Genomic DNA, 22,156 nt, shown 5'->3' with positions numbered 1-22,156 from the left:
TGGAGATTTACGGGGTAATCTATTGGACTGCAGTTGACAGAGGCGGCGAGCTTTGAAGCGCGGTCTGCTTTGGGCATGCCTTCGTGGCAAAAAGATCGGCCAGCGCCGCGGCTTCGCTCTCGATATTGTGCAGCGCAAGTACCCGTTCGCGGCCACGCCGTCCCATTGCCGACAGCTTTTCGCGCGACGCCAGGAGACACTCTGTCATGGCAGTTGCCAGGGCCTCGATCGAACCGGCAGGGACCAACCAACCGGTTTGGTCTGGGACGACCAACTCGGGAATGCCGGCGATTTGGGTGGCTACCACCGTACGCCGCAGTGTCATCGCCTCCATAATGACGACCGGGAGGTTCTCCGCCAAGCTCGCAACAACCAGTGCTCGCGCATAGATCATCTCCCGGCGAACGTCCTCGCTGCTCATCCAGCCGCGCAGGCGCACGATCTCGGAAAGCCGGAACGTCGCGATCAGGCCCTCAAGCTCTGCTCGCATCTCGCCATCTCCGACCAAGATTATTTCGAATTTGTGCCCCGCAGCCGCCATGAGCGCTGCAGCCTTGATCAGGATGTCCTGCCCCTTCTCGCGGCACAGTCGTCCAACGCAAACGAACCGTGCTGCTTCGCAGGGAGTTTCGTCGTTCCCCGCTGCGTGGTGAAACTGTTGTTCTATGCCGCAGCGTATCAGCTTGATCTTGCCGCGATCGGCACCGTCGCACCAGCGGTACAGCTGAGAACGCCCGTAGTGGCTCACTGCAGCAACAAACGCGGCCCGGCGAATCTTAACCCGGAGCCCAAGGAACTCGGGCTTGTCATATTCATCGTAGCCATGAACCGTAAAACTGTACGTCGCCCCAGAAAGCTCCGCGGCAAGCATGGCTACTTCGGCAGGGTTCGTCCCAAAGTGGGCATGAATGTGCGCCGCGCCCGTCGCGCGCACGAGCGAGGCAACGCGGCATGCCTCGAGCAGGTACAGAACATGCAAGATTGGACCACGATCGCTCCGGCGCATCATTCGCAGGCTCATGACCAGAGACCTGATGAGGCTGCGGGGACGCAGGATGAGCATTAACCCCGCAGCTTGGATCAGACCGAGCGGACGACGCAGCAGGTAGAATGTGCGTCGTTCCTCTTCGATATCGCCCGGATCGACCAACGCCTTACCGGACTTGGCTGCGACACGGATGATTTGAACATCCAAACGCTCCAGCGCAAGGATTTCTCGTTTGATGAACGTGTGTGTGACGGCGGGATATTGATTGACCAAGTAGAGGACGCTCGCCCTCTTTGCGGCTGCAGCGAGCGGCTCCTGCAATCGTCCTTGATGCATATGTCCCCCTCAATCAAGCAAGTACTCATGCTGCCGGATGGCTGGTCGAGATAGCCGAACCTGCCAGGAAACTCCCGAACCATGCTGAAGTTTCACCTCATCGAGGACCTGCACGCTATCGCGCGAGCGTTGCCAGGCACGCCGGGACTCCGCTGACTCCCACAGGGAAATGACAAACCTTCCGTTCTGTTCAAGGAAAGTCGAAAAGTGCATCAATATCTGATCCGGCTGCTCGAAGTAATAGAGGACCTCGTTGAAGACGATCAGGTCGAATTTCCGATCCGGCACATAGGTTGCGAGGTCCGTCGCCACAAATCTCGTGGAAGCGTCTGTCCACTCCTGCCTCGCAGTCTCGATCGCACGATCAGACAGATCAACGCCAACATAATCGATCGGCAGTGGATGCAGCCAACGACGCAGGACACCGGATCCGCAGCCGAGATCGAGGACGCTGGAAACGTTGCCGCCGCACCTGCAATACCCGACGATCACAGCGTAGCGCGTCATTTCCTCAGGACGGCTGAGATAATCCCAGCGGCCACATGCATATTCATGATCGAGAATCTCCCTGGACGCACGGATCCTGAGGCGGCCCGATCGCTCGTTCGCAAAGGCCGTGTCCACCAGATCGCGAACGCCTTCGCGCAGCCGCGTCGGCACCATCTGCAGGATCGCCTGAGGCGGGTGAAACATCTTCATGAGATATCCCGAGGTCGCTTGGCACGGACGCTCCCGCATCCGTGTCGCGCGAGTCATCAGTCCCAGCGGTTGTTGCGAGGTTGCCACGCGCTAGTATTCACATCGCATCGAACACTAGCATTCGGTTCGCTAGTGCACAGCGGATGCACGCCCCTAGCGGCCGGGATTCCGGACTAGTCCGGATCGGTCATTGACCCACTGCGCCCCTCGCCGACTATGGCGGACTTGATCGGCGGACAGCCCGACCTGGGATCACTCATTTGGATTCGACTGCAAGAGCAGCAGGTGCAACCTCCCCGGGTACCGGTTGGAGGCGATCGCCCGCAATTGGCTTCTTCCGCGCCCTCGCCCGCAACCTGCTCTATCGGAGTGGTGCGCTAACGCTATATCACAGGCTCCGCAACCGTCAGGCTTTGACTGTCGTAACCTTTCATCGTGTGCTGCGGCACAACGACCCCCGCTGGGAAACAGCTCTATCCCCGTGGACCCTCGCTGACGATATCTTCGACCAATGCCTGACGTTCTTCAGAAGCCATTACACGATCGTCACGCTTGATGACGTCAAGGCTTCGGTCGCAGGGGCGCGTCCTCTGCCACCTCGGTGCCTGCTCATCACGTTCGACGACGGCTTTGCGGACAATCTCGACTATGCCCTCCCCTTGCTGCGGAAGCACGGGGTCTTCGCGACCGTCTTCGTGAGTTCCGACGTCATTGGTCGGCAAGAGCGGCTCTGGACCGAAGATCTGCTTTGGGCGTTCATGGCGGGACGCGTTCGTCCGTGCGAGCTTGCCCAATTGCATGCGCTCCTTCTCGGCCGAGGAGAGCACGATCCCGACGATCCAAAGCTGATTTGGGACATCGTGCGACGCGGGCCAGAGCTACATGATGAGCAGGTCCAGGCAGCATTTTCCGGACTCGACATCGACTTGAATCGAATTACGTGGCCGAGACAAATGCTTACCAGAGATGATCTGGCACACCTCGTTGCTTCCGGGGTATCCATAGGAGCGCACGGCAAGACGCACACCGCCCTGACCTCCTCTTCGGATGTAGCCACTGAGCTGAGCCACCCGCGCGCTGTTTTGAACGACATCGTGATGGCCCATGGCCAGAGTTCAGTTGATGCGCTGTCCGTTCCCCACGGGGCATACACACCTGGCATTGTCGATCGGGCGCTGGCCGCCGGCTACGAGCTCGTCTTTACCGGCGACGCCGTACTTTCGAGGCTGAAGAACGGTTTCCTGGTCAGTCCGCTCGTAGGACGCCTCGATGTGGACGGTCGGCGGATCGCTCCAACCGGCGACTTCCTGCCCGAGGTGCTGGCGGCTTCGCTATTCATCGCCCCGCAGCGACAGTCTGGCGTCGCCTTACGATTTGTTCGCCCAGCACGACGCAGTAGATTCGCTAATATGGCCGCGCGATGCAATGTGCCGTAAGCTCCGTCCTCCTGTGACGGAGCGGGAGCATGGATGCGCACGTCGCCGTTCCGTGGTGCCGTTATGATCAGACACATTCTGAGGAAAGTGAACGATGCGGCCGGCGAGACGCTTGGAATACGACTCATTAGAGAGCGAGATCTTTATCCTTGGCAGTTACATCAGCCCGGTGGATCATGCCAGACGACGAACTTGCCGCCATCGGCAGAGGCTTATCTGCGGCCCGACAATCCCCGCCTGATAGAACTTAAGGAACGATACGGAAAGTGTGACGCACGGGTCACGACGCCAGCGATCTGGGAAGATGGCATCCTAGCCGCCGCGGATATCGCGTACTTCCGAAGAGACAATGCGTTTGTTTGGCAGGAACCTCGAGGAACCCGCTTTAACGAGCTCGCTTACGCTGCGAGCTACTACGCCCTTAAGGCAAGTGGTGCCGACGACCTACTAACTCTACTCGATGAGGACGGCTTGTTCGGCGCCCATGTCTTCAGAATCGATGGCCGGAACGTTTCCCGAGATCTGCTGGATTCAGTACGAGAGATCGATTTTGTCCGTACGCATCTACCTCTCGCCAACACGCGCACCAACATTCTTGATATCGGTGCTGGATATGGTCGGCTACCGCACCGACTGTCTCTCGTTACGCAGGACACCGTCAACATATATGCCACCGATGCGATTGCCGAATCCACCTTTGTTTCGGAGTTCTATTTGAAGTTTCGCGTCGCGGAACGAGTCTCCATCATACCACTCGATGAGTTTGAAACGTTTATTGCCAGCACTCCGATTGATCTCGCAATCAATATCCATAGCTTTTCGGAATGCAGCTTGGTGGCCATTGATTGGTGGGTGGAGCGTCTCGCAGCAAACAAGGTGAAGCAGCTTTTGGTCATTCCTAACCATGTCGATGCCGCGAGCCAACGTTGCCTCACAAACCGGGGCGAGGACATGGAGCTGATTTTTGAGCGCCATGGGTATATCGCCGTCATCCGGGAACCGCGATACCCTGACGGCATACTGCAACGCTATGGCATAGATCCGTCGCTCATTGCGTTGTTCTCACTATCTCCCCGCGCACCTCCAAATATAGAACGCTAAGGGTTAGGCTTGGGAAGAGGCGTCATGTCCCGGACATGTCGCCTCAACCGTTTGAAACGAAACGGCGATCATCGCATCCGCCTTCCGCCATTCGCTCTGCGTCAATCATCAGATCCGCGACTGCTTCGCTGAGATTAAGAACTAGTCCGGATAGCTATTTTACTCGGCCCGCCAGTCTTGCTTACGCTCCGACCATCGCCGGACACACGCGGAAGACCCGTTCATGCGCCTGCGCAATGCGATGCTGATCTCGGCGCTGCAGCAGAACGCCACGCTACTCGTGCTCTTTGCAACCGGGGTCGTCATTGCACATCTGCTTACACCGACGCAGGTCGGTTCATACGCGGTGGCAATCGCGGCCGCGAACATATTCATTGCGCTGAAGGATACTGCCGTCGGATCCTACGTGATCAGCGCGCCAGAACTCGACACTGGGCTCTTGAGAGCGGGATACGGCTTGAGCCTCGCGATTACCGGGTGTGTTAGTATCGGATGCATCGGCCTGAGCTTTGCTCTTTCGCAGTTCTATGACGACCCGGTCCTAGGTTCAGCCTTGCGAATAGTCGCGTTTGCTCAGTTGGCGCCTGCCGTTGCCTTCCCCGGAACTGTTCGCCTGACGCGCGGCATGCGATTCGATTCGCTACTGGCGATCGGTCTTGGAGCGGCCGTGGCGCAGAGCCTGGCTTCAATCGTCATCGCTGCCCGCGGCTACGGAGCCGTGGCCTTGGCTTGGGGCTATTTCGCAGGGGCTATCGTTACAGCAATGATGACCATTGCCTATGAACCAGAGACGTTACGGCTGCGGCCAACTCTGGCTGGCACGCGGCGCCTGCTCGCCTTTGGGGGCTGGACCTCGGCGATGATCGTGGTCGCCAGCACATCTTCGTCGGCACCGGAACTGATGATTGGCCGGATCTCGGGCCCCGCCGATGTCGCCCTGTTTTCCCGTGCACAGAATTTGGTTTCGTTTATTCGCAATAGTCTTGTGTTCGGCATCGGGCGGCCCCTGCTTCCGAGTTTTGGGCAACTCGAAGCGACGGGCGCCAGTGTTGCCCCGATGTACCGGCGCTTCATTGAGATCATTACCGGACTAGCCTGGCCGGCCTACGCTGTGCTGGCGATATGGGCCGAGCCGCTCGTCACCTCGATCTACGGCAAGGCGTGGAGCGTCACGGGCACAATGATGGTGCCGATCGCGATCGCTCACGCACTTACGTTGACGGTCGCCGCCCACTACGATGTCTTGATCGTGAAGCGGCGTGAGCGAGCTCTGTTCGCCTGCGAGTTCGCGAGCTTCGCCTTTACGGCCGCCGCACTTGCGATCGGTCTGATGTTCAGCACCAGCGCAGCCGTCTGGAGCCTCGTTGCAAGCGGTGCCTTTTCAGCCATCTGCTATTTTGGGGCCGTCATATCCGCAACGGGCGCCGCGCCCAATGGGCTGTTCCAGGCCTGGCGCCGAAGCCTCGGGCTTGCTCTGGTCGTCATTCCCGGTTCGATGGCAATGCGGGTCCTGATGCCAGACCAGCCCGTCGCGATCATGATTGGATTCGTCGCGTCGGGCGCGCTCTCCGCCCTAGTCTGGATGGCCGCGGCTATCATTCTTCGACATGAACTGTCGTTTCACATCAGCGCCGTGCTCGAGAAACTTTCGCCCACATTGCGTCTTTCTCCTTCTCGATTCTCGGTTGCAGCCAAAGAAGCCGATGAACATGTACGTCGGCGTAGAGCTCCGATCATATGAAACAACCAGCGCCGCCGTTCGATGACATGGAGCCACAGGGGCTGGACGCGCGTGAAGGTGAACGGCGAGCGCACAGCCCAGCGCTCGACGGGCTACGCGCAATCAGCATCCTACTCGTACTGGCCACTCACCTGCTTCCGTTGGGCCCCAAAGCTCTTCACCTGAACTCTACGGCTGGGCCCATGGGAATGAGCCTGTTCTTCACTCTTTCAGGCTATCTGATCGTCAGCACGCTACGGTCCACCGCAACCCTGGAATTTGTCGTAAAACGGCTCGCCCGGATCCTCCCGCTTTCATATCTGTACATCCTGTTGGTCTTCTTCATTTTTGGATTGAGCGGAAGAGCACTACTCTTCCATCTTGGGTTCATCGTCAATTACAGGGAAGATCAAATGCTGCCGGTGACGGCGCATCTCTGGTCGCTGTGCGTCGAGGTTCATTTCTATATACTCGTGACACTACTCGTCGTACTTGGAGGCCGACGGACTCTCTTGCTCGTGTGGCCACTCTGTGCTGCGATCACCGTCATACGCATTGCCGGCGGCGTCTACATAGATATACCAACTCACCTTCGCATGGACGAAATTCTCGCAGGCGCCTGCGTTGCCACCTTGCCCGTCAGTCATTTCCGCCATCCCACCATCGCCTGTTTCATTTGGATAGTGGCGGCCGGCGTCTGGGCGCTGACGTCGCACCCGGATAGCGCTTGGCTGCAATACTTTCGCCCGTATGCAGCAGCCCTTTTGCTCTGGGCAACGATCTCCCAGCCATCGAATCGACTGGTCGCGCTGCTTGGCAGCCGAGTGCTTCGCTACCTTGCAGCGACCTCGTATGCCCTTTACATCATTCATCCGCTGACAGCCAATGGATGGTGGAACGCAGGGACCATCTGGGAGCGATATCTCCTCAAGAGGCCGCTAGGGATTGCCTTCACCTTGATCGTAGCTCACCTGTCCACCTTCTATTGGGAGCGCTTCTGGATACAGAGGACACGAGGCTGGGTTCGCTCCATGCGTATGAAGAGCGGCCGCGCGGTTGGACGTGCTCAAAATGTCGTGGGGACTTGACTCGGATCTCGCGGTTGCTCTTGGCCAGCGGCGCCTTAGGCCCGTGCGTTATCTTATTTGTTCTTCTGGATTGTCAGCCCGCGACAGATTGGTCGAGTTCCTGGAATCGTACCCCTTGAGGGGGATCCTCGGAATCTTGACTACATCATTGGGCAGGACAAGGGTCGTTTCGTCCGCCACAAATTCGCGTGTTGTATCACCGTCTCTCCGAACCAGCGTGACGTCGGGCCGTTGAGCTTGACCGGCCAGGCGCTCGCGCGCTTCCGCCGGCGCGCTGATCTCTGCCTCGGCTAGGAGGTCTACCGCCGTCTTGAGGCGTGCCCGAACCTCGGCGAGTTCTTCCTTCGTCTGTTGCAGATCGCGCGTGTTCGACCGGTCCCTCTCGAGGTCGCGTTCTCGGAGCCGTTGTTCGGCAAGTGTGGTATTTTCCTCAGCTCTCACGATCGCCGTTTTCATGTTCATCTGCTCATTCGCGATTTGTGCGGCCGCTCGTTCCAGGTTGAACAGGGTCGGCATGAGGGCGAGGCCCCGAGCCGAGAGTGAGCGCATATCCTTCAGCTGCTGCTGAATGGTGGCGTCCTCTTGCGAAAGGGCGTCGATTTGCCCCCGCAACGAAGCAATCTCGCGCTGATACAGCGACTTGATTTCGTCGAGCGCCACCTTCTCTGAATTCGCGGTTTCGTTTGCCAGAGCGAGCGTAGCCTGCTCACTTTCCATAATGGCCAGAATGACGGAATTATCCTTCTGGTCGTTGAATTCCGACGGCAGGGGAATGTCCTTGCGCGCGGCAAGCTGGGCCGTTAGACGCGCTGCGCGCGCTATAAGTCGGGTCTGCTTCATGGACAGAGTCCGGATCTCGCCCCTTGCGATTGCGACATCGCGATCGAGCCGGAAAAGACCGAGTTCGGCTCGATAGTATCCGCCAGCGATTGAAATTGCCTGCAGGACCGTGAGTCCTGGTCGATACGGGTACTCTCCTGGTCGCTGGACGTCTCCGACAATGGAAAACGGGCGATACTGAACGATCTCGGCCGCGGCGAGCGGTCGCTCCGCGCCTTCAGAACGTCGCGCGAGCCGATTGGAGATTTCCTCCGTCAAATCATTCAGGCGCAGGCCAGTCACGCTGATATTGCCTATCAGAGGCAATGACACAACTCCGTCCGGAGTGACGGCATACTCGCCATTCAGGTCCGGCCATTCCTGCACCTTCACCTTAAGCCGGTCTGAGATGCCGAGCCTGTAATCCTCCGCGTCAACCGCGGCCGTGCTGAGCAGCAGCGCGGTACCGACAGCGAAGGCAACCTCAGTCCATCTTCGTTTCATCATAATGGCTCGCCCTTCCGAGTTATGTGGCCCGGTTCCTGTCGAACGGGAACGAACGATCGCGTCTGGGCCAACGTTTCGGCATCGAGCGAACTCCAGGGAGTCTTGTTGATCACGGCGCCTCTGACCTTGTGCCGCATGGACCCCAACGCCTCCAGCCCTCGCTCCATCTGGCCTTCCGATGTGCGGCCCCATTCCACGACGATCAGCAGATCGTCAAGAATCTGTCCCGCCGAGCGAACTTCCACCGCGGATACAAGGGAAGGCAAGTCGAGGATGATCCATTCGTACGACTGGTCGCGCTCGCCAGTGATAGCGCTGACGAGATTGCCCCACAGCAAATCGGGGCTGGTGAGCGCTCTGCCTGACGGCATGAAATCGAGATTGGAGCCGACCTGTGCCCGGATAACCTCGCTCGCAGCAACTTCTCCTCGAAGCAATTCCTGAAGACCTGCCGCTTCCGAACGGTCTTGAGGTCCGGGGATGTGCGGGCAACATCGGGAGGCGTCGACAAAGAGGACCCGCTGCCCGTCGCGAGAGATCAGCTTCGCGAATTCCGCAGCAACCGTCGTCTTTCCCTCTCCGTCTTGACAGGATGTTACGCCGACAAATCGGGGGGGCCTTTCAGACTGTTCAAGGACCGCCGAGCGCGCGCGCCGGAGCACTATGTTTTGCAACGTCCAGGCTTTTTTGACATCGCTGCCAGTGTTGCTCTTCGTCCTCACCACTTGCGGCACATATCCGAAGCACTCGGCTGACGTGAGCGCGACGAGTTGGCTCGAGCTCCGCAAGCGTCGATTCAGGAAGGTGATGGCCAGTCCTGCGCCCAGTCCCAGCATCCCGCCGGCGCCGGCTCCAAGGATAAGTATCAACGGCTCCCCCAGTCCATCCCTGGAGGGGGGCGGAAACGCTTCGCTGATAATCCGGGCCGTCGGACCCAGCACCTTGATTCGCTCTCGCAGAGCGGCACTTGTGGTGACAACCGCATTCGTGTCGTTCTGAACCTCAACGAATGCGCTGGCGATCTCATTGGTTAGCTGGGCAGCATCTCCGGCTGCGAGCGCTCTGCTACGAATCGAAATGATCTGGCTTGCGCCAACGCGTGCAATCAGCGTGTTCGACCTGAGGTTTCGTATCGCCGAGCGCCTTCTGTCCGCATCCGCCCTCTCCTGTCCGGACGCTTGCATCGAGTTCGACAAGGGCCGGTCAGTGGGATCAAGACCCATCCTGCCCAGCACACGTTCTGAGAAGCCTTTCGGGAGAATGCGCTCGATGACGTCGAGTCCAACTCGGTCGATGACCCGGTCAAGCACGCTGTTTGATCTCAATATTTCGATTGCGCTCTGGATCAGCGAATTTTCGACCAGGATCTGCGTCACCACGGCATCCGGGCCGGACAACTGCAATGTCGTGTTCGAAATGAGTAGTTCGGAAGAAGCGCTGAAGGCTTGGCTCCTGACGAGGCTGTAGCCGAGCCCCACCAATGATCCCACGGCCGCGGCAATGAGCATCGAGCGACGGATCATCCGCTTGCGCTGCCGCACCTTCATCAGGAATGTGCTCAGGCCCATGCCATCGCGCCACGCCTCCGATGGCGTGGATGGGTCATCTGCAGGAAGCGTGACGGACGGGCGCCGTCTATTCGCCATATCAAGCATTGCGACCAGTCCCCGCGTTCCGCGCGCATTACGGGGTCCCGAGACCTTTATTCACTGGCGCTCGAGCCCGAGTCTCGCAAGGAAATTCCGTCCTCGCAACGGATGCGACAGTAGCGATCATGCCGAAAGCTACAACGTAGCTGCAATCACTCCAGAGTAACTAGTCCGTCTGGATCCTCCCCGCGAGGTGAGGTGCTGACCAAAATCGCTCCTGAAGATCTCACACTAGAAATGCGATTGAGTGCCCGGGCGCCCGATCAAGTACACCGGTTCGGACCCAGCGAGAGCTATCCACAAAACCGTTTCGAACTACTCAGCATGCGAGGGCTCGTCCATCCCGCAAGAGGATGGCTTTCGTCAGTCCACGCTGAATACACTCCACATCCAATTCGCGCGTAGCGGTGCTCGAAAGACGTTTGCTTGGTCCCGCACGTCACCTCTCGCGATTTGATCGATGGCCAAGGTTAAGATGGAGAGGGACGATGTCACTTTCTATGCAGGCACATCCGAGCACTGTTCTTCGACGCTCGCTGAAGCCGGTGGTTCCCAATTTCTCACGACCTGCTGTTTGCATCCAGGGTCTGCTGTGTGACGTCGTGACGCTTGACGAAGCGCGGCAGTTGACAATGGCAAGCATCGACGGTTCGCAGCGTTGCAGCATCGTCACGCCGAATGCGGACTTCTTGCGACTCATCCGCGCCGATCCCGAGTTTAGAGATGCGGTGCTTGCCAATGATCTCTCCATCTTCGATGGATTGCCGCTCGTCTGTCTGGCGCGAGCGCTTGGTATACCGGTCCGAAATCGGGTTTGTGGATGCGACCTGTTTGATACCCTGATGCATCAAACGAGTAGAAGTGTCAGCGCCTTCTTCTTCGGCGCGACTGACGAAGTCGGGCGGCGTGTACAGGAACATCTCGGCGATATCCGATCTGGTTTGCAGTGCGCCGGGCTATGCGCGCCGGGCTTTGGCTCCGTTGAGTCGATGAGCACCCCTGCCATCCTCGACTCCATCAACAAGACTGACCCCGACCTCCTGGTGGTATCTGTCGGCGCGCGGAAGGGGCTGTTGTGGCTTAGTCACAATGAGCATCTGCTCTCGGCGCCGATCATTTGCAATCTGGGAGCTACGATCAACTTCGTCGCAGGAACAGTACGGCGCGCACCTTCTCATTTTCGACGCTACGGGCTCGAATGGCTATGGCGTATCAAGGAAGAGCCGAAGCTCTATGTTCGATACGCGCTCGATCTCGCCACCCTGCTCTCCGTGCTCATTCGCGAGATTTTGCCGTGCATGATGGCGCGGGCGCTTCATCAGCCGTCGCCGGCACAGCTATCGGCGGCACGCCTGCAACATTCGCATCGGGGCTCTGAGGACCTTCTGGCATGTTCGGGTGCGTGGACTAAGGACAATCTCGCGCCGTTGCGGGCTGCGCTGACGGCCGCCACGCACAATAAAAGCAACATCACCGTAGATCTCGATGGCGTCACGTTCCTCGACGCCGCCTTCCTCGGCCAGATACTTCTCGCCTACGGTTACCAGCGGCGGGTGCATCGCAGCTTCGTTCTTTGCGCAACCAACCCGAAGGTCAGGAAGGCGCTGCGGCATCATGGCTGCGGCTTTTTGCTTATGAGTAGGCGGGAAGCTTCCGCAGGGCGATCGATCGGACCGCGCCCGTGGTTCGCGGGCCTGCATGCTGCACACCAATTTTGGAGGCGAAGGTTGAACACTGACGGTACCGGTTGGCTTCATTTCCACCGACACTGAGGTCTGTCTTGTTCTCCGGGATACTCGCCACAATCCTGGAACTCGCCGCCGTCGGTCTCGTTCTCGCGACGCTGGCCCTCGTGATGCAGACATGCGGGGCCCTTTTCCTCCGCGATCGCCCCTTCGCCATCTCATCACATCGCCCTTCGATTTCGGTATTGATTCCGGCCCACGACGAAGAGATGGATATCCAGGCGACCGTGTATCGTATCAAGGAGGAGCTCACGCCGAACGACCGGCTTTTGGTCATTGCAGATAACTGTGCCGACAGGACCGCCCTGCTGGCGACGCAAGCGGGTGCGGAGGTTGTTGTAAGAAATGACCGCGATCGGCCCGGTAAGGGCTTTGCTCTTGCCGCCGGTCTTCGCCACATTGCCACAATGCCCCCTGAAATCGTCCTGTTCATAGACGCGGATTGCCAGACCAGCCCGGGCGGGATCGAATTGCTGGCCCGCGCGTGCTACGCCGCAAAGGGACCGGTGCAAGGGCTTGATCTTATGGTCGCAAATCCCCGTGTTCCCGCCTCCCCACGTTCGCGCTTGGCCGAGTTCGCGTGGCGCATCAAGAACGATCTCCGCCCGACAGGTTATGCCCGCCTCGGCCTTCCCTGCCATCTGCTCGGAACGGGAATGGCAATGCCATGGCGGCTCGTCCGGCCGGATCTATTCGCGACGGGCCACCTGGCCGAAGACATGCTCTTTGGTCTCGAACTTGCTCTTGCTGAACGCCCGCCTCGATTTTTCCGCGCGGCGCGCGTGACCAGCTATTTCCCCGACAATCAACGTGGTCAAAGTCAACAAAAGGAACGATGGGTGCAAGGACACCTCGGCCTGATCATCAGCCACTTGCCTCGCCTCATCTATCAGGGATTGCAACGACGCGACATAGGTCTGCTCGCGCTCGCGGCTGACATTGCCATTCCCCCGCTCGGCATGCTTGCGCTGGCCAACATGCTTCTGTTGAGCTCCTGCCTCGCCCATATGGTCCTGGCGGGCAGCATTGTCCCGGTCGCCGTTGCCGCACTCGCCAGCTGCTTATTCCTGTTCTCGCTTGCAACAGCCTGGCATCTCTGCGGGCGCGACCTGATCGGCCTGAATGAAGTCAAGCAACTACCACGGCACATCATCATGGTGATGAGGCCGATCATGAAATTGGCCCGGGGACAAAGAATGCCATGGATCAGGGCAGAGCGGATTGGACGACCTCGACTTCCGCACTAATCTCGTGCCGAACTGACGACCTTCCACCGAGCCGAGTCGGCCCGGCTCAGCCGGAAAAGCATTCGCCCGAAAGACGAAGTCCTCGTCAAACGCTTAAGGAAGCGGCGGGTATCGTAGCGCGCGACGCAAGCATTGAGAAGGACGGCACGCGCCTCGGCATTTCGTCCGTGATCGAGCAGCTGGCGCGCATACTCCAGCATCAGGAAATTTGCATAGCGGTCGGCACTCTCGACCAATACCGGCGGGACCCTGCCATCTCGCATGAGCCAGGGAAGGCGTTGCGCAAAGAGTGGAACGACAGGACGGTTGCTCGATGAACATGCGTCGGCATAAGTTGCCGACAGTCTCGCATTGTAGAAGAATGGCCCTCGGCACGCCAACCGGCACCACATGTCGATATCCTCGCCGGTCGTGATCCCTTCAGCGAAGAGCCCTGCCTGGAGCAATTCGTCCCTGCGAACCATGATCGAGCTCGAACTTGCAGGATAGTTGCTGTTGCGCAGTGCGAATGAAAAATAGTCATCCACCATCTGCGGCCGAACCGCTGCATCAATCAAGGGTTGGTCGGCGCGGCTTTCCAGCCGCAGATTGCTGAATGCGGCAATTGCTGCAGTCGCCTTCAACGGCTGCAACAGCCCATCCAGATGGTCCGGCGACCACAGATCGTCCGCATCCAGGAATGCGATCCATTTCCCCTGCGCGACCGCAATTCCACGATTCCTGGCCGCCGATACTCCGGCATTGTTCTGCCGGATGAGGCGCAGGCCGCAGACGCCAGCCGCTTTCACAAGCTCAGCGCTCCCGTCCGTTGATCCGTCATCGACAACGATCAACTCGAAATCAGTCTGCTCCTGACTTGCCACCGAAGAAAGCGTCTTCAGGATACAATGCGCTTTGTTGTAGAGCGGAACTACGACGGAAACGACAGGGTTCGCCACGTCATCGGATCTCCCTAAGGGCGCGATTTGCAGCAGACGAATGCGCTGGGTCACAGGCGCTGCACGATTGCAAACAACTGACGCCTGCCATTATGCGTCTGAGTTCACCCAGCGCAATTGACCAATTGAGATTGTCCAGCGATGGCGGACTAACCCTCTCGCCTGCACACATCCGCCGAGAATTTGGTTGATCGCTATTTGGGCTGCAAGCAGGTCAAGTCAGCTTGTCAAGTTCAGCGCCAGTTTACAGTTTACGTCGCTCGCGCAACCTCCGCGAAACTCAATGAGTGAAGTTCACGATGAAGATGCATGCGGAGCTAGCTCGACTCGCAAATGGGGGCGGATAGCAGGAACCAATAGTCACCGCCCGTGTTTCCTCGGCGGTTCATTGGCAACCATTGTTGTTGTCGGCAGAAGGATCGACAATGGCGCTAAGAACGTAAGCTTCCCTTCCCGTTCGAAACAATGTTTCATCACCGTGACTTCTACGGTTGCTCTAGCTAATCCATCAGGACTAGCTCGTTCGCATTGCTGTCAAATGCGATGCGGTGTTCGGCCTTTGTAATAACTTGTGTTTCGGCAAATTGGCATTTTTAACATTTGACATGTCCACAGCTATTCCGATCGGGTGTAATGAACGCTTCCGGGAAAAAATGGCAATCGCTGATAATGCACTGTACTCAAAGCACCTTCTTCCGAAGGAGTGACTGACAAAGGTTCTACATCCATTTGAGGCGAGTTATGTCAAATGAGCCGGTAGTACCAACGTTCATCCTGGAGGATGATGGATTATTCCGAGAGGGCCTCCGCCTCATCCTATCCAAAACCTGTTTCCGTCCGCAGAGTTGCGGAATTGAACTCGAGGATCTCGGCACACTGCCCTGCGATGGACCGTTTTTGATAATCGTCCGCGTTGGGCCGAACCGGGACCTCATCTGCAGAAGAATCAGAACTAATTGCCCGCTCTCGTTTATTACAGCAGTGGCTGATGAGACATGCTCGCAGTTTCTGAAAAGGGCGTTGGATGAGGGCGCAAACGCAGCGCTCTTCAGTTCAATCACGTCAAGAGCTCTCGTGAGTTCGCTGCACGCGGTCACGAACGAGCAGCTCAGAGTGATAGACGCGCGGCTCTGGTCAAACGGGACTGAACTGCATCAGGGGTCGACACCTACAAATGTCACACAGGGCGATCCAATAGACTCACACCTCTTAAAGCAGCTGTCGGCGCGCGAAGTGGCTATTCTTGATCGGATTGTCAGAGGCGACTCCAACAAGCATGTAGCGCTACATTTCAAAATCGCCGAGCCCACCGTCAAAGCGCACGTCAAGGCAATTTTTCGCAAGATCAGTGTGACGAACCGCACTCAAGCCGCGATCTGGGCAATGAATCATCGGCTGAACGTGTCATCGGGCACAGAAGGAATCGCTGAAGATTTGCATGGTGCGCAGGAATTGAACGGATCGATCGGGAGCAACGGTGCGTCCGCCGTGTGATTCGATCCAAAAGATTTCGGCTGGGTCTGCGACCAACGCCAGTCGGACTTCGAGGGTATCGTCATTGATGCCCCGGATCGGTCGGAGCTCAGCCGGCGTGCCTACGCCGCGAGACGCGGCACTCGGCGACACAACTCGGCAACGTTAGCCGTGACTTTCTCGAGATCGTAAGGTTTGTCCCATCGCCGCACATGCTGGAAGCGGTCGGGGATGTTCTCGACACCATAGCCAGTCGTGAAAATGAAGGGCTTTCCGTCGCGCATAAGTTCGTCCGCGACCGGAAAGGCAGAGCATCCGCGCAGGTTGATATCGAGCACGGCGACATCGAAAACATCGTGCTCGATAGACGACATCGCGTCGACGAGTTCAGTGACCGGCCCGATCACATGAGCGCCGAGCTCCCGCAGAGCGTTCGCCAAGTCGTCTCCGATAAGGTACTCGTCCTCGACGATTAGAACTCGGCAGTCCTTCAAGGAAGGCTCGCTGTGGTGGACCATCTGTTCCACCTTTCGTGTCGTTCTGGCTCCTCGTGAGACAAACGCCGATCAACGAAAGCGTTCCCGAACTCGGTTCCATGTTCCCGGCTAACTTCCTGCGGAAGCGGTATAATTCTGCATCACCGGCTGAGGCCGCCCGTAGGCGTCGGTGACTGAGCGACAAATTGCGCTCTCGCCTGCAGAACGAGGGAGCGCGGCCATGCCGGTTGATATCTATCGCGTTCGCGACTTGACGCCTGAGATCATAGGGCAGAACGAACGCGTGCGCGCTGTCGTCGCCAAATCCTTGGAGAATCCGTCCCGGATACGTTTCTAGGTCGCGCTTCCCACGATCCACGCCCGGAAGAGGACGATCAGAACTGGCCTAAAGAGGCAGCCTAGAGAGATCCGATCTCGCTCTTGCCTATTGCGGGGAGACCAAGATGGATCGGTCCCGACAACTCCAACATCTCGAACAGGCCGAGCATCACCTGTTGCGCGGCGAGCAGAACGTTTCCGATCAAGAACAGCTCATCGAAGTCCTTGAACGCCATGGGCATGACACAGCTTTGGCCCGCGCACTGCTGGAAACATTCCTCTGCACGCAAACGCAGTTCGTTGCGCACCGCGATCAATTGCCGCGCACAACGGCGTGATGAGACATCAGCTCAAGATGATCAATCCGCCGGGCAGCGAAGTGACGTGGGCGTCGGTGAGCTGTTGAACCTGGCTGACGAAGCTGTCGAGCTTGGCGATCTCGAAGTCGCCGTTAACGGCTCGCTGGCGCAAAGCTGCACTGACGATGACGATCTTGCCCGGACGGTATCGATTGACCTCGTCGACCACGCTGGCGAGCGGACGATCGCGGAATATCAGAAGTCCTGACTGCCAAGCCGTGACTTGTGCGGGGTCGACGGAGACGCGGGTCCCAAGTCCAGCCGAAGAATAGGAGATCTGCTCGCCTTGGCTGACCTGTGCCGATTGGCCGGTATGCTGGACATCGATCGTCCCGCCCAGACAGGTCACGGCGACCTCGCCATCCAGGCACCTGGCATCGAAGTGCGCTTCGCGTGCCATGACCTGCCCGCCGGCCGCAAGCACGATCAGCGGGCCCTGCGGCGAACGGCGCGCGTTGACGACGACTTCGCCCGACACGAGCTCGATAGTCGGCTGATTCTGGCGCGACTTCAGCGCGATGCTGGTCTGGGTATTGAGGTCGAGCGAGACTTCGGGCATGACTTCGATTGTGCGCTGCTCACCCTTTGCGGTTCGATAGTCGGCGGCGAGTTCTTGCCATGACGGCCAAAGGCCGAGGGGCGGCTGCACGATTGCAAAGCCTGCGGCAGCGGCTGCCGCGAGGCCGCCTCCGAGCATTGCACGACGGCTGATCCGGCTGCGGCGAACTGCCAAGTCGGCAACATGAGAGACGTTGCCTGGCGCGGTGAGCCGACCGGCAACGATCCCGGCTCGCTGATTGATCAGGGCGGCGCGCCTGAATGCGGCCTCATGGGCCGGGCTCTGGCTGCGCCATCGCTTGAACGCGTTAAATTCGTCGCGGGTCGGTTCACCGGTCCTGAGGTGGACGATCCATGCGATCGCCTCGTCGAGAAGAGGATCTGACTCGGGCGGTTCAGGTGAAAGAGTCACAGCGGTCGCTCGTTTGCCGCGCAAGCCGCCGCCGTGTGCCTTGCGGGCGAAGGTGCTTTGCTGCGGATAAATGATTTCTCGGCGCACCGGGCGGTTGCAACGGGTGCCGAACAATATCTCAAGCCTTTAGCGGCCTGCGTCATGATTCTCCTTGATGGCCCCCGCGGGCACCACTGTCTCCTCGCCGCACCCTCCGGTCGCATGGAAGGCTGCGGTTCCCGTTCAATAGACAACTGACAGAGCATAATAACGCAACAAAAAATGCCGAAAGGCGATTGGTTCCTGGAAAATTACTGGTCGGAGGGAGGTTAAGCCTGGTCGGCCTCAAGACGCGCGATCACATCAGGCCGTGCTCAGCCCCGCGTGCGCGGACGGCCCAGGCGGCTAACCAGCGGGCGCCCGATGCTTTTGGCACAATGCTCCAACGCTTGCCGATAATCGCTGGTGAGGGTGCGAACGCTGATCCCGAGATGATCGGCCGTCTCCTGGGCGCTTTTGCCTTCCAGCGAAATCATGCGCACGACGAGGCGACAGCGCTCAGGCAGCTCCATGAGCGCCCGCTCGAACGCCTCGAAATCGGACCTCTCTTCGGCGATTTGCGCCGGACTTGGCGCTTCGTCGGGAACACTGAGCTCCGCATCGATCTCCGACGGCGGGACCCGGTAGCTTCCCGCCTTGTGGCGGTTTTTGGCGATGTTAATGGCAGCTCGGAAAATATAATCAGCGGGCTGCTGCACCTCGGTCGCGTCAGGAACGCGCCCCAGCCGCAGGAAGGCCTCGTGCAGCGCCTCATAGGCGAACTCGGAAGACCCCAAACGTCGCGAAAGGTGCCTGATGAGGGAGTCGTAATTTTCGACGAGTTGCCGCCGCAGTTTTACCGGATTGGACTCCGCCACCTTTGCGGCCCCTTACACACCACCTCGATCCATGCACAAGCGAGGCCAACTAGCTGTTAAAGGTCACGAATTGCAGATTTATGACCGCGGAAAGACTGATGTCGGCGAGGGCCGAGTTGTCGCAATTGAGACTCGCTCTTGCCCCGTTCAGGGGTCGAACCCCAGCGCTACCTCGACCTTAAGGGAAGCCGGCAGAGCTGGGGGGAATCGGCGGCAGGGGCTGGGCGCGGCGAATAGTATCGATCGCCGCATGATCGAGGATTGGCTGCCCGGAACTGGTCCTGACCCAGACGCTGATCACTTTGCCTTCCCGGTCCATCAAGAATTCGGTCCGGACGGTGCCTTGCATATGCTGGCGCTCGGCAGCTCGCGGGTAGCGCTGGAAGCGCGTGATATGTCGCAGCAGCTCGGTCCTGAACGTGACCTTGGCAGAACTCGGCACCGGATCAGACGTGGCTTTGAAGCCCGCACTTGGCATGGGCGGCTCAGACGCCGCCGCCTCCTCGGCCGGGAGCGCGGCAAGCGCCTGGTTGGAGATGGCGGCAGGCGTTTCAGTCGGTCCGTTAGCCTTGCTCGGCGGCGCAACCGCTTCCGACTGCGGTGCCTGATTGACCGGGATCGATAGCGGGTCTGGCCGCGGCAGGAGATGAACCTCAACCAGCCTGGCCTGCTCGGGCGTGCCGCCCGCTGCGTTGAGGTCAAGCCTCAGCCAATAGACTCCACCCACGAAAAGAATGCCGACGATCGCCGGAAGCAGCATCAATCGCAGCATCGTGGCGGTCGGCGAGGCGCCGGGCGTATCGTCTGTGATGAGTGATCTCACTTCGATGTGCTCACTGCGACTACGGCGCGGATTGGCTGCGGCGCATCGGCCGGTGTCGGCCTGCTGATAGTCAGGCCCTGCAGCGTGGTTGTGATGGCGCTATCTCGCGCATCGTCGCCAGTCGAATGCAGCAAGGCTGCCTTGCGGACGGTACGCGAGGGATCAATCCACAGATCCAGAACCGCGCGATAGTTCCCTGTGGCGCTGCGGGGATTCTTCAAGAGCGCGTACTGGATTTCGTTACGGACAGTCTCGCTATAATCGGCAAATCGTTCCAGATCGTTCGGCCTGGCAGTTGCGCGCACGCGCAACTCGCCAAGGGACAGATCCGCATCGCTCAACGCATCGACCGGAGGCAGCTCCTGCTTTTCGAGCGGCGCGGGTGCCACCAGCGTGATGGCCTCCCGGCTGGCGTGACGCACCACAAGATCGGTATTGCCAAGAAGGCGCTTCAAGGCGTCGTCCGGCGTCATGCGGCCCTGGACAGCAACCGATTGGCGTCCGGCGGCCGAACGGCTGTCGTAGAGCACCTGAACACCTACGCGGCGGCCGTAAGCATGCAGGGCGCTGACGAGCGACTGCGCGGGAATATCGAAGGCGATCGGCTGGGATCTGGGCGAGGACTCGGGTTCGGCCGCGCTCGCCATGCAGATGAACGCAACCGCTGTCGCCCCCAGCATCGCTGCTACCACTGGCCTGAGGGCGGTCGCGCGGCTCGGCCGGGTTGCGATGGGTCTGCGCATGACCAGTCGGGAGTCTGGCGCTAGCATTCGGTCAGTTCGCTCATGGCGTATCGTGAAGTTTCTGCCGCACCCCCACCCGGACCGCAGGGGAGGCTATCGGTGGTCCGATCCTTTCATATAGCGATTTTATGACGGATTTCCGTCCCACGATTTGGGACCTCGTCGGATGGTTCAATCGGTTCGGTCCTAATGGTGTCCGAGCGGAGGTGTGTAGACTGAGGGCGCGGGGCGATAGGGAAATGCGGAGTGACCAAAATTCTTGCCGTATTGCTGCTGCACGCCCGGGACGTTGACGACGCCGATCCTGGTATCCGGCGAGCGCGCATCGAGTGGCGGGGTATTGGTGATCGGATTGACTTCGTCGACCTTCCGCTTGAACTCGCGGTTCAACTTCTCGAACGCTTTGCCATCGTCTTTCTTGGCATTCGTCGCCGCACTGCCTCCTGCGCCCTGATTGGCATCTGCTGGTCCCAGCGGCCGCGACGGGGGCTTGACTATGACCTCAGGCAAGAGGGTCGGCACCCCTTCCTGGGCGTGTGCCAAGGTCCCGCTGATCAGGATCAAAAACAACGCGGCTGGGATGACCGGCGTGGAATGTCTTGAAGCAATCATCGTCCTGCCTTGACCTGCATGACGAGCGTGCTGAGCTGCGTGTTGAGCGCTGCGAGATTGACGCGGCCGATGCCGGAGGAGCCGATACACCGTCTCCGGCACCCCACTGCGCCCGAGCCCCCCCCCTCCCGGCTCACCGAAGGTCGCAACAGGTACGTTGCCCGTCACCCTGAACCCGCGCGCGAAGAGCTTGCTGCGCACCGCAACACAATAATCAACCGAGCGGTACGAGAACCGCGTCTCGCCGTGGCCGGCGCGATATTTCATCACGGCGGTGCAGAGATCCCCGCCTGCCAGTCGCCACGCTCGTGCCAGATAGGTGACGCCATAACGGATATTGTTTTCGGGCACGGCGAGATCGCTATTCGTTCCGGCAAAGCCGAGCATGCGAGCGGTCGACGGCAAAATCTGCATGAGGCCGATCTCGCCGACACCGCCGATCGCGGCCGGATTGTAGCCACTCTCCACCGCCATCACCGCCTCGGCGATCTCAGGGGCGAGCCCCTCGCGCTTGGCCTCCTTCTCGATGAGTGTCCGATAGGTCGCATGGCTGTCGAGGATGCGCAGCAAAGGCGAACCGGCTTTCGCGGCCTGGTCGTTTTTCTCGTATCCAACGCTCGACCTACCATCCGGCGGCATGTCGCTCGTTTGCTCGGGAGACGCCGCTGCAGCAAGGTGCGTCTCGGATGAAGCCGAGGACGCCGGCTGTTCGGCCAATGCAGGGGGCAAGAGGATCACGTGCCCAAGTGCGATCGCAGCGAGGGCAATTTGCGGCCGCATCATCTCACTTGTCTCCTGCCGGCCGTTCGTTGGGCCGAAGCGAGAGTCGCAGCCTCAAGGGCTGGAGCATGTCCTCCGGCGGCGCGCCGACATTGTCCCGGGTCAGCAGCGCGCGAAGGTGAACCGCGATCTCCTTGTCCTCGAGCCCATCGAACTCGAGACGCTCAATCCGGCCGTCAGGCAGGATCCATATCCGAGCCACGAACTTCATCGGCGATGCGCTCGATCCGGGCTCGTACTTTCTCATGTAGTCCTGAAAAGCGCGCGCGTCGGCATCGTTGCCCGCCAGACGCTGCTGCAAACGGCCTTGCAGCCCCCCGGCAAAACTCTGCCACGATGAGGGGGCCGAAGCGGCCGACCGGTAATCCGCCTCTTGTGCCACCGCGCCGAACACGGCGGACGCGGTCATCAA

At 59.4% G+C, this 22,156-nt stretch carries 20 protein-coding genes; 8 read left to right on the top strand and 12 right to left on the bottom strand.

Annotated features, from left to right (window positions below; translation table 11 throughout):
- Nucleotides 1-19: 19 nt before the first annotated feature.
- Nucleotides 20-1,261, bottom strand: a complete 1,242-nt coding sequence (locus AC629_RS19385; RefSeq protein WP_245331919.1) for a glycosyltransferase family 4 protein — start codon at nt 1,259-1,261, stop codon at nt 20-22.
- A gap of 72 nt (nt 1,262-1,333) precedes the next feature.
- Nucleotides 1,334-2,023, bottom strand: coding sequence for a class I SAM-dependent methyltransferase (locus tag AC629_RS19380; protein WP_168195531.1), 690 nt, complete (start codon nt 2,021-2,023; stop codon nt 1,334-1,336).
- 260 nt (nt 2,024-2,283) lie between these two features.
- Between AC629_RS19380 and AC629_RS19375 the strand changes: the two genes are divergently transcribed.
- The 4 genes from AC629_RS19375 (at nt 2,284) to AC629_RS19360 (ending at nt 7,368) form a co-directional block, all read left to right on the top strand.
- A complete protein-coding gene (locus AC629_RS19375; RefSeq protein WP_168195530.1) occupies nt 2,284-3,459 on the top strand; it encodes a polysaccharide deacetylase family protein in 1,176 nt (391 codons plus the stop codon).
- Between the two features lie 33 nt (nt 3,460-3,492).
- Nucleotides 3,493-4,560 (top strand): putative sugar O-methyltransferase, encoded by a 1,068-nt coding sequence (locus AC629_RS19370; protein WP_084806624.1) that lies wholly within the window; start codon nt 3,493-3,495, stop codon nt 4,558-4,560.
- Between the two features lie 223 nt (nt 4,561-4,783).
- A complete protein-coding gene (locus AC629_RS19365; protein WP_084806623.1) occupies nt 4,784-6,301 on the top strand; it encodes an oligosaccharide flippase family protein in 1,518 nt (505 codons plus the stop codon).
- Nucleotides 6,298-7,368, top strand: coding sequence for an acyltransferase family protein (locus AC629_RS19360; RefSeq protein WP_084806622.1), 1,071 nt, complete (start codon nt 6,298-6,300; stop codon nt 7,366-7,368). Before AC629_RS19365 ends, AC629_RS19360 begins: the two co-directional genes overlap by 4 nt.
- Before the next feature lie 48 nt (nt 7,369-7,416).
- Here the strand turns inward: AC629_RS19360 and AC629_RS19355 are convergent, their stop codons facing one another.
- Both AC629_RS19355 and AC629_RS19350 read right to left on the bottom strand, forming a co-directional pair.
- Nucleotides 7,417-8,694 carry a polysaccharide biosynthesis/export family protein gene (locus AC629_RS19355; RefSeq protein WP_168195529.1) on the bottom strand — a complete coding sequence of 426 codons (1,278 nt, stop codon included), beginning with the start codon at nt 8,692-8,694 and terminating at the stop codon, nt 7,417-7,419.
- Nucleotides 8,691-10,262 carry a tyrosine-protein kinase domain-containing protein gene (locus tag AC629_RS19350; RefSeq protein WP_168195528.1) on the bottom strand — a complete coding sequence of 524 codons (1,572 nt, stop codon included), beginning with the start codon at nt 10,260-10,262 and terminating at the stop codon, nt 8,691-8,693. Before AC629_RS19350 ends, AC629_RS19355 begins: the two co-directional genes overlap by 4 nt.
- 569 nt (nt 10,263-10,831) lie before the next feature.
- Here AC629_RS19350 and AC629_RS19345 point away from each other — a divergent pair.
- Together AC629_RS19345 and AC629_RS19340 are read left to right on the top strand one after the other, a co-directional pair.
- Complete coding sequence (locus tag AC629_RS19345) at nt 10,832-12,115, top strand: WecB/TagA/CpsF family glycosyltransferase (RefSeq protein ID WP_084806619.1); 1,284 nt, start codon at nt 10,832-10,834, stop codon at nt 12,113-12,115.
- Nucleotides 12,116-12,123: 8 nt separating this feature from the next.
- Entirely contained in the window at nt 12,124-13,335 is a 1,212-nt protein-coding gene (locus AC629_RS19340) for a glycosyltransferase family 2 protein (protein ID WP_084806618.1), read from the top strand.
- Here AC629_RS19340 and AC629_RS19335 read toward each other — a convergent pair.
- On the bottom strand, nt 13,332-14,273 hold the full coding sequence (locus tag AC629_RS19335) for a glycosyltransferase family 2 protein (protein WP_168195527.1): 942 nt from the start codon (nt 14,271-14,273) through the stop codon (nt 13,332-13,334). The genes AC629_RS19340 and AC629_RS19335 overlap by 4 nt on opposite strands.
- Before the next feature lie 1,074 nt (nt 14,274-15,347).
- Between AC629_RS19335 and AC629_RS46920 the strand changes: the two genes are divergently transcribed.
- On the top strand, nt 15,348-15,767 hold the full coding sequence (locus AC629_RS46920; protein ID WP_168195526.1) for a response regulator transcription factor: 420 nt from the start codon (nt 15,348-15,350) through the stop codon (nt 15,765-15,767).
- A gap of 101 nt (nt 15,768-15,868) precedes the next feature.
- On the opposite strand, the gene AC629_RS19325 is transcribed toward AC629_RS46920, so the two are convergent.
- Nucleotides 15,869-16,264: a response regulator gene (locus AC629_RS19325; protein ID WP_084806635.1), complete on the bottom strand. Its 396-nt coding sequence runs from the start codon at nt 16,262-16,264 to the stop codon at nt 15,869-15,871.
- 422 nt (nt 16,265-16,686) lie between these two features.
- Between AC629_RS19325 and AC629_RS45420 the strand changes: the two genes are divergently transcribed.
- On the top strand, nt 16,687-16,899 hold the full coding sequence (locus tag AC629_RS45420) for a hypothetical protein (RefSeq protein WP_143199261.1): 213 nt from the start codon (nt 16,687-16,689) through the stop codon (nt 16,897-16,899).
- Nucleotides 16,900-16,906: 7 nt separating this feature from the next.
- Here the strand turns inward: AC629_RS45420 and AC629_RS19320 are convergent, their stop codons facing one another.
- The 6 genes from AC629_RS19320 to AC629_RS19290 form a co-directional block, all read right to left on the bottom strand.
- A complete protein-coding gene (locus tag AC629_RS19320; protein WP_084806634.1) occupies nt 16,907-17,890 on the bottom strand; it encodes a FecR family protein in 984 nt (327 codons plus the stop codon).
- A 353-nt stretch (nt 17,891-18,243) separates the two neighbouring features.
- A complete protein-coding gene (locus AC629_RS19315; RefSeq protein WP_084806615.1) occupies nt 18,244-18,786 on the bottom strand; it encodes an RNA polymerase sigma factor in 543 nt (180 codons plus the stop codon).
- A gap of 178 nt (nt 18,787-18,964) precedes the next feature.
- Nucleotides 18,965-19,558: an energy transducer TonB gene (locus AC629_RS19310; protein ID WP_143199260.1), complete on the bottom strand. Its 594-nt coding sequence runs from the start codon at nt 19,556-19,558 to the stop codon at nt 18,965-18,967.
- Nucleotides 19,559-19,605: 47 nt separating this feature from the next.
- Nucleotides 19,606-20,256, bottom strand: coding sequence for an STN domain-containing protein (locus tag AC629_RS19305; protein ID WP_245331918.1), 651 nt, complete (start codon nt 20,254-20,256; stop codon nt 19,606-19,608).
- A gap of 282 nt (nt 20,257-20,538) precedes the next feature.
- Nucleotides 20,539-21,603 carry a lytic transglycosylase domain-containing protein gene (locus AC629_RS50610; RefSeq protein WP_502693029.1) on the bottom strand — a complete coding sequence of 355 codons (1,065 nt, stop codon included), beginning with the start codon at nt 21,601-21,603 and terminating at the stop codon, nt 20,539-20,541.
- 145 nt (nt 21,604-21,748) lie between these two features.
- Nucleotides 21,749-22,153: a hypothetical protein gene (locus AC629_RS19290; protein WP_143199258.1), complete on the bottom strand. Its 405-nt coding sequence runs from the start codon at nt 22,151-22,153 to the stop codon at nt 21,749-21,751.
- Nucleotides 22,154-22,156 lie beyond the last annotated feature (3 nt).

It is taken from the genome of Bradyrhizobium sp. NAS80.1 (assembly GCF_001908205.1).
GTDB lineage: Bacteria > Pseudomonadota > Alphaproteobacteria > Rhizobiales > Xanthobacteraceae > Bradyrhizobium.
The sequence above is the reverse complement of the archived record's forward strand: the minus strand, read 5'-3'. Positions and strand labels throughout refer to the sequence as shown.

Coding starts and splice junctions, on each gene's coding strand:
- AC629_RS19380 (WP_168195531.1), bottom strand. CDS start 2,023: ATGAAGATGTTTCACCCGCCTCAGGCGATCCTGCAGATGGTGCCGACG.
- AC629_RS19370 (WP_084806624.1), top strand. CDS start 3,493: ATGCGCACGTCGCCGTTCCGTGGTGCCGTTATGATCAGACACATTCTG.
- AC629_RS19365 (WP_084806623.1), top strand. CDS start 4,784: ATGCGCCTGCGCAATGCGATGCTGATCTCGGCGCTGCAGCAGAACGCC.
- AC629_RS19360 (WP_084806622.1), top strand. CDS start 6,298: ATGAAACAACCAGCGCCGCCGTTCGATGACATGGAGCCACAGGGGCTG.
- AC629_RS19355 (WP_168195529.1), bottom strand. CDS start 8,694: ATGATGAAACGAAGATGGACTGAGGTTGCCTTCGCTGTCGGTACCGCG.
- AC629_RS19350 (WP_168195528.1), bottom strand. CDS start 10,262: ATGGGCCTGAGCACATTCCTGATGAAGGTGCGGCAGCGCAAGCGGATG.
- AC629_RS19345 (WP_084806619.1), top strand. CDS start 10,832: ATGTCACTTTCTATGCAGGCACATCCGAGCACTGTTCTTCGACGCTCG.
- AC629_RS19325 (WP_084806635.1), bottom strand. CDS start 16,264: ATGGTCCACCACAGCGAGCCTTCCTTGAAGGACTGCCGAGTTCTAATC.
- AC629_RS45420 (WP_143199261.1), top strand. CDS start 16,687: ATGGATCGGTCCCGACAACTCCAACATCTCGAACAGGCCGAGCATCAC.
- AC629_RS19310 (WP_143199260.1), bottom strand. CDS start 19,558: ATGCTGCGATTGATGCTGCTTCCGGCGATCGTCGGCATTCTTTTCGTG.
- AC629_RS19305 (WP_245331918.1), bottom strand. CDS start 20,256: ATGGCGAGCGCGGCCGAACCCGAGTCCTCGCCCAGATCCCAGCCGATC.
- AC629_RS50610 (WP_502693029.1), bottom strand. CDS start 21,603: ATGCCGCCGGATGGTAGGTCGAGCGTTGGATACGAGAAAAACGACCAG.
- AC629_RS19290 (WP_143199258.1), bottom strand. CDS start 22,153: ATGACCGCGTCCGCCGTGTTCGGCGCGGTGGCACAAGAGGCGGATTAC.